At 71.6% G+C, this 13,625-nt stretch carries 8 protein-coding genes; 1 reads left to right on the forward strand and 7 read right to left on the reverse strand.

What is annotated here, in order from left to right:
* Positions 1 to 110 precede the first annotated feature (110 nt).
* On the reverse strand, positions 111 to 2,234 hold the full coding sequence (locus GT045_RS00670) for a DNA topoisomerase IV subunit B (protein WP_161332951.1): 2,124 nt from the start codon (positions 2,232 to 2,234) through the stop codon (positions 111 to 113).
* A 441-nt stretch (positions 2,235 to 2,675) separates the two neighbouring features.
* Here GT045_RS00670 and GT045_RS00675 point away from each other — a divergent pair, with 441 nt between their 5' ends.
* The gene (locus tag GT045_RS00675) at positions 2,676 to 2,906 is read left to right on the forward strand and encodes a hypothetical protein (RefSeq protein ID WP_161297560.1); all 231 of its coding nucleotides are present in this window, start codon (positions 2,676 to 2,678) and stop codon (positions 2,904 to 2,906) included.
* Positions 2,907 to 3,005: 99 nt separating this feature from the next.
* On the opposite strand, the gene GT045_RS00680 is transcribed toward GT045_RS00675, so the two are convergent.
* The 6 genes from GT045_RS00680 to GT045_RS00705 all read right to left on the reverse strand — a co-directional run bounded on the left by GT045_RS00680 (position 3,006) and on the right by GT045_RS00705 (position 12,629).
* A complete protein-coding gene (locus GT045_RS00680; protein WP_161297561.1) occupies positions 3,006 to 3,863 on the reverse strand; it encodes a serine protease in 858 nt (285 codons plus the stop codon).
* Between the two features lie 121 nt (positions 3,864 to 3,984).
* Positions 3,985 to 5,526: an RNA polymerase sigma factor gene (locus GT045_RS00685; RefSeq protein ID WP_161332952.1), complete on the reverse strand. Its 1,542-nt coding sequence runs from the start codon at positions 5,524 to 5,526 to the stop codon at positions 3,985 to 3,987.
* Positions 5,527 to 5,975: 449 nt separating this feature from the next.
* On the reverse strand, positions 5,976 to 6,863 hold the full coding sequence (locus GT045_RS00690) for a FadR/GntR family transcriptional regulator (RefSeq protein WP_161295817.1): 888 nt from the start codon (positions 6,861 to 6,863) through the stop codon (positions 5,976 to 5,978).
* 162 nt (positions 6,864 to 7,025) lie between these two features.
* A complete protein-coding gene (locus GT045_RS00695) occupies positions 7,026 to 9,593 on the reverse strand; it encodes an ATP-binding cassette domain-containing protein (protein WP_161332953.1) in 2,568 nt (855 codons plus the stop codon).
* Positions 9,594 to 9,778: 185 nt separating this feature from the next.
* Complete coding sequence (locus GT045_RS00700; RefSeq protein WP_161293610.1) at positions 9,779 to 10,537, reverse strand: NUDIX hydrolase; 759 nt, start codon at positions 10,535 to 10,537, stop codon at positions 9,779 to 9,781.
* A 151-nt stretch (positions 10,538 to 10,688) separates the two neighbouring features.
* Complete coding sequence (locus GT045_RS00705) at positions 10,689 to 12,629, reverse strand: glycogen debranching N-terminal domain-containing protein (protein ID WP_161332954.1); 1,941 nt, start codon at positions 12,627 to 12,629, stop codon at positions 10,689 to 10,691.
* Positions 12,630 to 13,625 lie beyond the last annotated feature (996 nt).

The raw sequence follows: 13,625 nt of genomic DNA on the forward strand, positions 1-13,625 counted from the left end.
GCCGGCCCAGTTCACGGCCGAGCGAGCCCAGGCGCCCGCGGTCGGCCCGGTCCATGGCTGGGCCGACAGCGGGGTCAGCAGGCCCAGCTCCTGGCCGGCCCGGCCCGTGGCTACGCGTCGATGCGCGACCGGTCCAGCGTCGCCGCCGAGCTGGAGATGAACTCCTTGCGGGGAGCCACGTCGTTACCCATCAGCAGGTCGAAGACCTGTTCGGCGGCCTCCAGGTCGGAGAGGTTGATGCGCCGCAGGGTGCGGTGGCGCGGGTCCATCGTGGTCTCGGCCAGCTGGTCGGCGTCCATCTCGCCCAGACCCTTGTAGCGCTGGATGGAGTCCTTGTAGCGGACGCCCTTGCTCTGGAACTCCATGAGCTTGTCGCGCAGCTCGCGGTCGGAGTACGTGTAGACGTACTTCTCCTGGCCCTTCTTCGGCTGGACCAGCTCGATGCGGTGCAGCGGCGGTACGGCGGCGAAGACCCGGCCGGCCTCGACCATGGGCCGCATGTACCGCTGGAACAGCGTGAGCAGCAGGCAGCGGATGTGGGAGCCGTCCACATCGGCGTCGGTCATCATGATGATCTTGCCATAGCGGGCCTGATCGATGTCGAAGGTGCGGCCCGAGCCCGCTCCTATGACCTGGATGATCGCACCGCACTCGGCGTTCTTGAGCATGTCGGTCACCGAGGACCGCTGTACGTTGAGGATTTTGCCCCGGATCGGCAGCAGGGCCTGGAACTCGGAGTTCCGCGCCAGCTTGGCCGTTCCGAGCGCGGAGTCACCCTCGACGATGAACAGCTCGCTGCGGTCGACGTCGTCGCTGCGGCAGTCGGCGAGCTTGGCCGGCAGGGACGAGGACTCCAGGGCGGTCTTCCGGCGCTGCGCGTCCTTGTGCTGGCGGGCCGCGACCCGGGTGCGCGCGGCGGCGACCACCTTCTCCATGACGACACGGGCCTGAGCCGCCGCGTCACGCTTGGTGGCCGTCAGGAACGCCTTCAGCTCGCTGGTGACCACGTTGTTCACGATGCGGCGGGCCGCCGAAGTACCGAGGACCTCCTTGGTCTGGCCCTCGAACTGCGGCTCGGCCAGCCGGACCGTGACGACGGCGGTGAGGCCCTCCAGGGCGTCGTCCTTGACGATGTTGTCCTCGGCCACGCGCAGCATCTTCTTCGCGCGCAGCACGTCGTTCATCGTCTGGGTGAGGGCCTGCTCGAAGCCGGTGACGTGCGTACCGCCCTTGGGGGTGGCGATGATGTTGACGAACGACCTGACCTTGGCGTCGTAGCCGGTGCCCCAGCGCAGGGCGATGTCGACGCCCAGCTCGCGGGTGACCTCGGTCGGCGTCATCTGGCCGTGCTCGTCCAGGACCGGGACGGTCTCCTTGAAGGTGCCCTTGCCGGAGAAGCGGAGGACGTCGCAGATCGCCTTGTCGTTCGCCAGGTACTCGCAGAACTCGCTGATGCCTCCGTCGAAGCGGAAGGACTCCTCACCCTTGCTGCCGCCCTCGCCGAGACCGAACTCGTCGCGGACGACGATGGTCAGGCCGGGCACGAGGAACGCGGTCTGCCGGGCGCGCTGGTGCAGGTTCTCCAGGGAGAGCCTGGCGTCCTTGAGGAAGATCTGCCGGTCGGCCCAGTAACGCACGCGGGTGCCGACGCGGGACTTGGGGATCTTCCTGGCCTTGCGCAGGCCGCTCCCGGCCTCGAACTTCGCGTCGGCGCCGCCGCCGGCGAAGGCACCGGGTACACCCCGGCGGAAGCTGATGGCGTGTGTGTGACCGCCACGGTCCACCTCGACGTCGAGACGCGCCGAGAGCGCGTTGACCACCGAGGCGCCGACACCGTGCAGGCCGCCGGAGGCGGCGTAGGAGCCGCCGCCGAACTTTCCGCCGGCGTGCAGCTTGGTCATGACGACCTCGACACCGGACAGGCCGGTCTTCGGCTCCACGTCCACGGGGATGCCGCGGCCGTTGTCGCGCACCTCCACGGAGCCGTCGTCGTGGAGGATCACCTCGATGTGGTCGCAGTAGCCGCCGAGGGCCTCGTCCACGGAGTTGTCGATGATCTCCCACAGGCAGTGCATGAGGCCGCGGCTGTCGGTCGAGCCGATGTACATGCCGGGGCGTTTGCGCACGGCTTCGAGGCCCTCGAGGACGAGCAGGTGCCGCGCGGTGTAGTTGGAACCGTCCCGGTCTGCTCCTGCCAGCAGCGCTGTGGACGGCACGGACGTATCGGCGGTCACGCGGTTCGCTCCTCGCTGAATTTCAGGTGGCCCCCTTCTGGGTAAGGGGGCGGCTTCGGTCGCCGCTCAGAGGGTACCGAGCCCTGGTAGGGCCGGTGTAACGCCACCCTCGCGGGGAACTCACACTAGTCCAGGCTCGTATACGTGTTCGATCCCTCGATGGAGTGAAGTACATATCACGTTCCCTTCGGGGCATGAACCATTTAGGCTCCGGGCACGTCCTCATGAACAACCGGCAACCCAGCCGGGAGGATGAGACAGCAAGACAAGCGCGAACCCGTAAGCGCACAAGACACGCAATACGGCACATTCGCCGCCAACCGGCAGCAGGCAGCCGCCCCGGAAAGATTTTTTCGAAGAAAAGCCACGAGCGGGAACGTTTTCGGGCTGGTTGGATGTTGACCCTGGTACGACAGCTCGTCGAGCTAGAGAAGAGGCGACGTGACTACTGTTCTGACCCCCGCGAGCCCGCTGACGGCCGCCGATCGCTGCGACCGCTGCGGCGCCCAGGCATACCTGCGCGTGGTCCTGCTCAGCGGCGGAGAACTGCTCTTCTGCGCCCACCACGGTCGCAAGTTCGAGCCGGAACTCAAGAAGATCGCCGCTGAGATACAGGACGAGACGGAGCGGCTGACGTCCGTTCCGGACACCGCTTCCGAAGAAGAGCGCTGAATCTCGCACCCACGACGAGCCAGCGCCGGCACAGGCCGGTGAACGGGCGGCCGCTCCCCTCCCAGGAGCGGCCGCCCGCGTTCATGCCCGCATACGCCCTCAGGGGCGCCTGCGGGGCTCAGCGGTGTCCGTGCCCGGCTCCAGTGCCCGTACGACCTCGGAGACGCGCGTGTAGACGCCCGGGAGCCCCGGCCGCCCACAGCCGCTCCCCCACGACACGAGACCGATCAGCCGTCCTCCGGCCACCAGAGGGCCTCCGCTGTCCCCCTGGCAGCCGTCGGGCCCGCCTGCGGCCTCACCGGCGCACAGCATCGTGTCGGCCTGGTAGGTGCCGTCGGGACCGCCGGGGTAGGCGCGGGCGCACAGATCGTCGGAGAGTACGTGCACGTGTGCGGCGTGCAGCCGGCGCGCGTAGTCCCCTCCGCCGGTCGTGTCGCCCCATCCGGACACCAGCGCCTCCGTACCCGGGGTGTAGGCCGGGTCTCCCGGGCCCGCCATGGCGACGACCGCACTCTGCGGCAGCGCTCCGGCGAGCGTCAGGACGGCGAAGTCGCCGGAATTGGCCGCGGCGTCGTACCGGGGGTTGACCCGGACGTCCCGGACGGCGATCTCCTCGCCCCGGGCCGACAGCAGGTCCGTACGGCCGGCGATCACTTTGAGGTCAGGCACCTGGCCCGGCGGTGATCCGAGGACCTCCTCGGACAGGCAGTGGGCCGCGGTGAGCACCGTGTCGCGGCCGACGGCCACGGCATCGCAGAACTGCCCCGCCCGGGTACCCCCGAACCGGTCACGGCTGGCCAGGGCCACGGTCCACGGGGCCTGGGAGACATCGATCGGAAACCCTCCGACCACCACGCTGTCGGCGACCGCCGGAACCGGGTTCATCAGGGGTATCGAGGCGACGGTGGCCGCCACGGCCAGCGGCCGGACAAGGGCTCGGGCAACGGAACGACGCATGCATGCTCCTCACTCTGAGGTCTTCCTGGGGGACCAAGAGTGATCCACGACACGCGAGCGCGCAGCACGAAGGCCCGGCTCCCGCGTGGGGATCCGGGCCTTCGGCGTCGTACGACCGCGACTAGTCGAGGTAGTCGCGCAGCACCTGGGAACGCGACGGGTGGCGCAGCTTCGACATGGTCTTGGACTCGATCTGGCGGATGCGCTCACGCGTCACGCCGTACACCTTGCCGATCTCGTCAAGGGTCTTCGGCTGACCGTCGGTGAGGCCGAAGCGCATGGAGACGACGCCGGCCTCGCGCTCGGACAGGGTGTCCAGGACGGAGTGCAGCTGCTCCTGCAGGAGCGTAAAGCTCACGGCGTCGGCGGGGACCACGGCCTCGGAGTCCTCGATGAGGTCACCGAACTCGCTGTCGCCGTCCTCGCCCAGCGGGGTGTGCAGCGAGATGGGCTCGCGGCCGTACTTCTGGACCTCGATGACCTTCTCCGGGGTCATGTCGAGTTCCTTGGCCAGCTCCTCCGGGGTGGGCTCGCGGCCCAGGTCCTGGAGCATCTGGCGCTGCACGCGCGCGAGCTTGTTGATGACCTCGACCATGTGCACCGGGATACGGATGGTGCGGGCCTGGTCGGCCATGGCGCGGGTGATCGCCTGACGGATCCACCAGGTGGCGTAAGTGGAGAACTTGTAGCCCTTGGTGTAGTCGAACTTCTCGACCGCGCGGATCAGACCGAGGTTGCCCTCCTGGATGAGGTCCAGGAAGAGCATGCCGCGGCCGGTGTAGCGCTTGGCCAGGGAGACCACCAGACGGAGGTTGGCCTCCAGAAGGTGGTTCTTGGCGCGGCGGCCGTCCTCGGCGATGATCTCCAGCTCGCGCTTGAGCTTCGGGGCGAGCTTGTCGGCGTTCGCCAGCTTGTCCTCGGCGAACAGGCCCGCCTCGATGCGCTTGGCCAGCTCGACCTCCTGCTCGGCGTTGAGCAGGGGGACCTTGCCGATCTGCTTCAGGTAGTCCTTGACCGGGTCGGCGGTGGCACCGGCCGCGGCGACCTGCTGCGCGGGCGCGTCGTCCTCGTCCTCGTCGGACAGGACGAAACCGGCGCTCTCGGCGCCCTCGGGCTCGTCGGCGACCTTGGTGTCCTCGAGCACCTCTTCCTCGAGGAGCTCGGCGTCGTCCTTCTTGGCCGTGGTCTTCTTGGCGGCCGTCTTCTTCGCGACGGCCTTCTTGGCGACCGTCTTCTTGGCAGTCGCCTTCTTGGCGGCGGCCTTCTTGGCGGGTGCGGCTTCTTCGGCGGAATCGGCTACGGCCGGGGCGGCGGGCGCCGCGGGGGCGGCCGTGGTGGCGGTGGCCTTCCTGGTGGTCACCGTCTTCGCCGCGACCGTCTTGGTGGCGGTGCGCTTCACCGGGCTCTTCGCTGCGACGCTCTTGCGGGTGCGCTTGGGCTCTGCGGCACTGACCATCAGCGTCACACCCTCTTCCTCAAGAATCTGGTTGAGGCTGCGCAGTACGTTCTTCCACTGAGTGGCCGGAATCTGGTCAGCTTCGAAGGCCCGACGCACATCGTCGCCGGCGATCTGCCCCTCAGCCTTTCCCCGCTCAATGAGCGCCATGACAGAGACGGACTCGGCGATCTCCGGCGGGAGCGTACGGGATGTGCTGGCCGACACGAACAACCTCTCGGAACGTTGGAAAACGGCTTCCGGCACCGTCCACTGCGGACAGGAGCCGACCACCGGCCTGGGGATGGGCCGACGGCGCGGGCGGGGGCCGGGGAGATGCACAGCGCCTTGCTCGGCGTCCGTATTCCCTCCGCGGCTATCACCTCTTAGGTCATCGCGCTGTCTCCACAAGCGTTACGCCCAATCTGCGTGGCCCGAGTCACACCCCGTAAGCGGTCAAAAGCGGTCAGACACGCACAGAAGAGATCATCACTGGCTCTTGCCCCGGCCGTGCACCCATGGCCGGGGCGGAACGGCGCGCCACCGGACCCCGCCGGGCCCCGCCGGACTCCAGAAGGTCCGGCAGGGCCCGGCGACGACCGGTGCCCAGGACCGGCGCCGCCACGGGCACCACGAGGACGCCGCACACCGGCGACCGCACCGCATTCCTCGCGAGGTCAGTGCTCGCGAGGGGCGGGCACCACGCGCTCCACCTCGGGGTGGACCGTGAGCAGCTGGCGCATGGCCGTCTCCGCCGCCATGCCGTCGCCGGTGCCGAGGGCGTCGACGATCCGCGCGTGCTGCGCGAGGGATGCCTCGTTCGGCCGGTCGCAGCCGGTGACCGGGCCGCCGGAGACCTGAAGCGCCGCCGAGACGATTCCGGAGAGGTGCTCCAGCATGCGGTTGCCCGCGATCTGGATGAGCAGCGCGTGGAACTCGGTGTCGGCGCGCGAGTAGGTGAGGGCGTCACCCTGGGCCATGGCGTGGCTCATGATCTCCACCATGTCGCAGAGGCGCTGCTGCACCTCCTCGCGCCCATGGCCGGCGGCGAGGCGGGCGGCGAGCGGCTCGATCGTCCAGCGCAGCTCACTCAGTTCCCGGCGCTGGTCGTCGCGCTGCGGCCCGAAGGCCCGCCATTCGATGATGTCGGGATCGAGGAGATTCCAGTCACTGACGGGACGCACGCGCGTACCGACGTTCGGGCGGGCACTGACCAGGCCCTTGGCCTCCAGGACCCGGAGGGACTCGCGGACGACGGTCCGGGAGACCTCGAAGCGCTGGCCGATCTCCTCCGGCACCAGCGGGCGGTCCGCGCCCAGGTCTCCGGAGACGATCATCTGTCCCAACTGCTGAACGAGTTGGCCGTGCAGTCCGCGTCCGCGGCTGCCCGCCGCCCGCCGGCCGACGCGGCCCAGCTCGGGCTCACCGCCGTCCCAGGCAGGCGTACCGACGCGGTCGGCCACCGGGGCTTCGGCGTAGGGGTAGCGGTCGAGTTCGCCCGGGCCGGCCAGACCGGAGTCGGTGGAGCGGGCGGCGGTCATCATGGTGTGCGCAAGGGTACTCACGAGTCCTTTGTCGGCGTCGTCTTCAACTCCCTTGAGGTCTTTGGTGAAAAGCACACGAAAGGGTGATCGCTCACACCGTCGCAATTGACGCCTTATCGGAAAGAAATGGGCTTTCTCCGGGGAGTTGTGCGCAGAGCAGGACCAGAAGTGTGCGTGTGATTGTCATCGCCATCTGGTGCGCAGGACCGTCAGGAGATACGCGCAGAGCAGTCCCGTGAGCGACAACGCCAGTGCGCTGCCCACCGGTTGAGTCAGTACACGCGCGACGGCGAGCAGGTACCGCTCCCCTCCGAAGGGCCACTGCAACAGGAGGACCTCCCGCATCCGCAGGGGGAAGTCGGCCGCCATCCGCACGGCCGGACCCTGCAGTGCCTTGTGCACGACGGGGACGACGAGAACGGGTACGGCGAGGACGGCCGCCAGTCCGGCCGTCGTGGAGCGGAACACGCCCGCGGCCAGCACGCCGGCCCAGGCGCAGCCGACGACCAGGCCGAACCAACTCGCGGTCGCGGCCAGCCAGTCCGCGGGAACTTCCGTCATCGCCCGTCCGTAGACGATGTAGAGCACCTCGGCGTCACAGCCCACCGTGAGGAAGGCGATCAGCACGGCGGTGCCTCCGGAGACGAGCAGCTTGGCGGTGAGCAGTCCCAGTCGGCGGGGGACGGTGCCGCGGTCCGCGGCCAGGGCAGGGTGGCGGAACTCGTCCCCGAAGGCCAGCGCGCCGAGCAGCCCCGCCGCGAGCGCCGCCGGCGGCAGCGGCAGCTGGCGGGGCCATGCCGCGAACAGCCGCGCCTGTGGCGTGTGTCCGATGCGTGCCAGGAGTACGGCCGTGAGCGCGGACACGATCAGCACGGCACCGCAGGTGAGGAAGCCGGTGCCGACACCGGCGGCGCGCCGGAGTTCGTAGCGGAGCGGTCGCAGAGGGCTGGGAGCGGGGCGGACGCAGATGGGGGGCGGAAGAGGGGAGGAGGAAGCGGCGACGGTGCGGGCACCGTCGTGACGGGTGGCGTGGCCGGTCCGCGGCTGCCGGACGCCAGGGTTCCTGGCACCGGGGAGCAGGGCGCGGGCGGCGGCGATCGTCGCTGCGGGGGCTCCTGTACGTCCCGTCCGCGACTCGGTGTGCGACGCCGACCCGCCGGGGCCGGCCCCACGGGCGGGAGGCGAGTCGGCGGACCGGCCGACGACCTCGCCCGCCGCCGCGTCGGCCGTGCTCCCACCCGGGGCTGTCATGTCGGCCGTGCTCCTGCCGGCGGCCGTCATGTCGGCCCTGCTCTTCCCCGCAGCGGCCCTGTCAGCCGTGCTCATCCCGGTGGCCGTCCTGTCGGCCCTGCCCTGCCCGGCGGCCGTCATGCCGGCCCTGCTCTCCCCCGCGGCTGTCATGTCGGTCCTGCTCGCCCCCGCGGCCGTCATGTCGGTCCTGCTCTGCCCGGCGGCCGTCATGAGGTCGTGCGTTGTGTCGTCGGTTGAGGAGGCCGCCGTGGAAGGCAGCGCAGCACCGGCCGCGGGATCGGAGGCGACCGCCGTGCGGTGCGGGCCGGCCTGCGGCTCGGAGGAGTGGACATGCTCGGTCCGCGCGCACTCTCCGGCCGGCACCCGTTCCGGCGCCGGGGTGCCGGACGCCGGGCGTCCTTCGTCGTGGTGCGGGTGCGGGCTGTTTCCAGCCCTTACGGCCGCCGGCTCCGACGGGTCGGCCGGGGCGCGCTCCGGCTCCCCCCGCCGGGCGTCGGGGGCGGCCGGACGCTCCTGTGCCGCTCTGTGCTCCGGTCGCGCCTGCCGGTCGGCCCGCGGTGCGCCCTGCTCGGACTGCCAGGGCTCGGAGGCTGATGCCCCGCCGTCGCCGTCGGCTCCGGCGCCCGGACCCATGTCTCCTACCTCGTCGGCGAGTTGGTGGACGAGGATTCCGTGCCGGTAGGCGATCTCGCCGACGTCGGCGGTCGTGCTGCCGTACACCGAGAGGCGGTTGCCGCCCTCACGCACGACTTCGACGGAGCGGCGGGCGGTGCGGGCGTCCTTGGTCAGCAGAGCCGCGAGACGTGTGGCGTGCGGGCTGCGGACGGCCACGCGCGGGCGCAGCCGGGTGCGGGCGAACGCCCTGGCCTCCTGGTCGGCGACGAGCCTGCCGCCGTCGATCGTGACGACCCGGTCGGCGGTGCGTGCGGCCTCCTTGGGGTCGGCCGTGGTGAACAGCACCGTGCCGCCCTGGTTCGCATGGGCCCGCAACATGCCGTGCAGCCACTGGGCCTCGCGGGCGGAGACGCCGTCCGCGGGTTCGTCCAGAACGAGCGTGTGCGGGTCGGGCAGCAGGGCGCAGGCGAGGCCGAGTCTGCGGTCCATGCCGCGCGACAGCGTGCCGAGGCGTTCCTCGCGGAGGCTGACGAGACCGACCACTTCGAGGACTTCGTCGGCTCGCCGCGCGGGAACTCCCGAAGCAGCGCACAGCATCCGCAGGTGGCCGCGGACCGAACGGGCCGGATGGCCCGGCACGTCACCGAGGAGCACGCCGACTTCCCGCGACGGATGCGGGATCCGGTGCAGGGGCCGGTCCCTGAAGTAAGTGATGCCGCGCCCGTGTTGGAGCTCAAGCATCAGTCTGAGCGTTGTCGTCTTGCCCGCGCCGGCGCCTCCGAGGAGCGCGGTGACATGCCCGGCACGCGCTTCGAAGGAGATGTCGTCGACGGCGGGCGGATGCGCCTTGCGGGGATTGCTGGTCAGTCCGAAGGCCTGGATCACCTGCAGCAAGATAGCGCGACATATCCGTTTTTTCCGGTATAAGGCGGCTTGCGGGACGATGCCGCGTGGCCCGAACCCGTTCTTGTCCGCCGTTCGAGGGAACGGGCCGTCCCCACGGGCCCCCGTCCAGCCGTAGCCCTACTGGGTGTACTGCCCGCCGCCGAACGGTGTGGTCCCGCCGTCCGTCACACCTCGGGACGCAGCATCGGCGGGTTGAGCAACGTGGCTCCACCGGCTCGGAAGAGCTGGGCCGGCCGGCCGCCCTGGCGCGTGGTCGTCCCTCCCGTCGGAACGAGGAATCCGGGGGTCCCGGTGACCTTGCGGTGGAAATTGCGCGGGTCGAGCGCTACGCCCCACACCGCTTCGTACACCCGGCGCAGCTCCCCGACGGTGAACTCGGGCGGGCAGAAAGCCGTGGCCAGCGACGAGTACTCGATCTTGGAGCGGGCGCGCTCCACTCCGTCGGAGAGGATCTGGGCGTGGTCGAAGGCGAGCGGTGCCACGGGTTCGCCGTCGCGGCCGTAACCGCCTTGCTGGAGCAGTTCCTCGACGGGGGCCCAGCGTGCGTTGCTGGCGTCGCCGCCCGCGCGGGGCGCGGGCAGGTCGGGGGCGAGCGCGAGATGCGCGACGCTGACCACGCGCATGCGCGGGTCCCGCTTGGGGTCGCCGTAGGTGGCGAGCTGCTCCAGGTGGGCTCCGTTGTCCTGGGCCGGGACCGAGGGGTCGTGGGCGCACAGCCCGGTCTCCTCCGCCAGCTCGCGTGCCGCCGCCTGGGACAGGTCCTCGTCGGCCCTGACGAAGCCGCCGGGCAGCGCCCAGCGCCCCTGGAAGGGAGGCTCGCCCCTGCGTACCGCGAGCGCGCACAGGGCATGGCGGCGCACGGTCAGCACGACCAGATCCACGGTGACGGCGAAGGGCGGAAAGGCTGACGGGTCGTAGGGCATGCCGCGATCATAGTCGTCTGCCTGACGATAAACACGTCCCTGGTCGGCCGCATCGGTGGCTGTTCCGCTTCGTACGGCGACGGGGTGCGGATCCCGCCGCCGTTCCGTCGCCCCGGTGGCTTCGTGCGAGGTCATCGCCCTCGTCCGGGCGTCACGCGCCCAGTTGCAGACCGTCCGCGGCCTCCTCCACCAGAGCGAGTCCCAGTCGGCTGATGCGCACACCGAAGGAGGCGCCCGCGACGCACAGACCGTTGAGGCCGAGTTCGCCGAGCGGGGCGCTCCGCACGGGACGCAGGGTGACCGTGCGGGCCGGAACGTCGGGGCGGATCCCGGCGAGGGCCGTCAGCAGCAGGATCACAGAGGCCGCCGCGGTGGCCACCGGGCGGCAGGCCGCGGGGTGCGGAACCGGTGCGGAACCGGCGGTGCGCTGTTCACCCGCGAACATCTCCGGCAATCGGTGTCCGAAGTGCTCCGCCGCGTCCAGCAAGCCTTTCAGCAGGCCGGTGGCCTCCTTCTCGTAGTCGGCCGCCGCCAGTCCGGCGACCGCCAGTGCGGTTTCCTGGACCCGCACCGCTCCGGCCCGGTGGCCGAACGGATTGTGTCCCGCCTCCTTGGTACCGAGCCCCCGTAGTCCCCAGCCCGTGTCCATGGCGGGGGCGCCGAGCAGCCGGGCCAGGTGCTGGGTGTGCACCTTGTCGAGCAGGCCCGGGGCGAGCCGGCCGGCTCCGAGCAGGCCCGTGTCGAGGAGGTGGACGGCGCCGGCGGTCAGGTGGGGAACGGGTCTGCCGTCCGGTTCCAGGGCCGCGGCCGGGCGGCCGCCGCTGCGGTCCTCGACCCAGAAGCCGGTCTGGAAGACCGTCCGCAGGGTCTGAGCCCACTGGCGCAACTCCGTGGCGCCCGGTCTGCCATAGGCGTCGAGGAGATCGGCACCGAGCAGGGCGGCGCGGTGCGCGTACGCCTGGGTCTCGCAGCGCGCTGGGCCTCCCTGGGGTGAGTCGGACAGATAGGGGCCGTCGCCGACGGTGGTCCGCAGCCAGGTCAGGCAGCGTTCGGCCGTGGGCAGCAGTTCTTCCGTCTCCTGGTCGGGCAACCCCCACCGGCGGGCCTCGGCGAGCAGGACGGGGAAGAGCAGTGTCGCCTCCGTTCCCGTGCAGCTCGGGGGGAGGTGGGGGCCGGCGTCGCGCCGTGGGCCGGGGATGAGGCCGGCCCGGGGGCCGGGGCCCGGGAGCTGGGTACGGGCCAGAGCGCGCAGGGTGCCCGCGGCGAGGCGGGTGCCCAGGGGCAGCGTCATGCGGGCGGCGGCCAGGGCCTCGGCGGGGGCCATGCCACAGCGCCAGGGCGCGCCCGCCGCGAGGTAGAGGTCGGTGGGGTGTGCGGGATCCCGCAGGAGCAGTGCCTGGAGGTCGGCGACGGCCGAGCGCAGCAGTGGGGCCGCCCGGGAGTCGTCGCCCTCCGCCTGCGCGGGGGCGAAGGGGCTGGTGGCGGCGTGCCCGGCGGCCCGTAAGGGGCCCGCCCCCGCAGGCCGCACCCGGAGTTCCACGGTTGCCGCCCCGCCCGGCGGCAGTTCCAGCTGCCAGCGCAGCAGTCCGGCGGAGGCCAGGGAGTCGGACGGCGGCGGTTGGGCGAGCACGCACGCGGTGGCGTCGGCGGTGGCCCAGCGCAGACCCGAGGCGTGGACAGTGGCCGGTAGTTCCGGACCTGCCGCACCTGCGGCGATGGCGGCGAGTTCCGCCAGGTCGGTGCCGAGCGCGACCTCGAGAGGCAGGCACAGCGCACGCATCCCGGTATTGCGGAGCGTGAGCCGCTCGGTCCCGTCGGCATGGCGCGTTCGTTCGATGAGGACATCGGGGTCGGGGCCGGCGGCCGGCGAAACCCGCAGCGTACCCACGAAACGGGCGCTTGAGGCCCCGGTCATCCTGCCCTGCACCGGCAGAGGTTCGCGTCCCGCCACACGGACCTGGCACCGGGAGAGCAGTCGTCTGCCACCTCGGTAGAAGCCGTCCAGCCCCCGACCGGACAGCTGACCCCGCTCGTCGGAGATGGCAAGACCCGGCAGGGCGACGCAGATCAGCGCCGTGTGCGTCGGCGGCAACCCGGTCGCCGAGCGCCCACCCGGGGGCGTGCGCGGTGGGGCCGCAGCCGGCTCCCGGGAGCGGAGGGAGACGGCGGGCGGACCGACGCTGTCCGCGGAGAGGTGAGCGGAAAGGTGCGGAGCCGGACTCGCGGACGGCCGGCCACTGGAGGCGCGGGGCTGAAGGGGCGGATCCGCGGACGGCTGGCCGCCGTCAGCGGCTGTGGATCGAGGAGGTGAAAGGGCGGACGGCCGACCACTGACGGTGCGGGAGTGACGGGGCGGATCCGCGGACGGCTGACCCTGAGGGTGCGGATCCGCGGACGGCCGATCGCCGTCAGCGGCTGCGCGCTGGGCGGGTGGGATCGCGAACGGTACAGGTGGGCGGTCGGAGGCATCGGGTGGGCGGCCGGAGGCGCCGGATGGACGGCCCAAGGCATCGGACGAGCGGCCCGAGGCGCCGGATGGACGGCCGGTGGCGCCGGGTGGGCGGCCGGTGGCGCCGGGTGGGCGGGGGCCGGCGCCGTCCGTCTCGAACGGCTCGTGCGGGCCCCGGGGTGGCGGGGCGCCGGCGGCTGGCGGAGTCGGCTGCTCGTGCATGGCGTGGCTCTTCTTCGGTGCTCGGTGCGGCTGGCTCGTACGCGCTGCGCGGCCGGTGGGTCGTCCCTGGAGCAGGGAAAGTGTGGCGGCGGGACCCGTCCAGGCGTTCCGCCACTCAGGTGAACGGAAGGAAACTCGTCCGGGTCACGGCTCGCGCCGGGGAAGCCGGCTGCCGGGCGGCGTGACCGGCCGGGGAAGGTGCGCGGGCCCGTGGCCGTGTCCGTGAAGGTTCCGGGCGGGGGCGGCCCCGGTGGTGTTCATCCGTCCCTCTCGGACTGCGAGCGTGCGCTGTCCGACGGGGCGCCGCCGGTCGTGGCGTCACGGTGGTCCACCGCTCGTGTGCGCGCGTCGACCGGGCCAGGGGTGCCGCGGCGGGCGGTCTCCGTGGCGGACGACGAGCGGGGACGGGAGTCGGCC

The organism is Streptomyces sp. SID486, assembly GCF_009865385.1.
GTDB lineage: Bacteria > Actinomycetota > Actinomycetes > Streptomycetales > Streptomycetaceae > Streptomyces.

Coding starts and splice junctions, on each gene's coding strand:
- GT045_RS00700 (WP_161293610.1), bottom strand. CDS start 10,537: ATGCCCTACGACCCGTCAGCCTTTCCGCCCTTCGCCGTCACCGTGGAT.
- GT045_RS00680 (WP_161297561.1), bottom strand. CDS start 3,863: ATGCGTCGTTCCGTTGCCCGAGCCCTTGTCCGGCCGCTGGCCGTGGCG.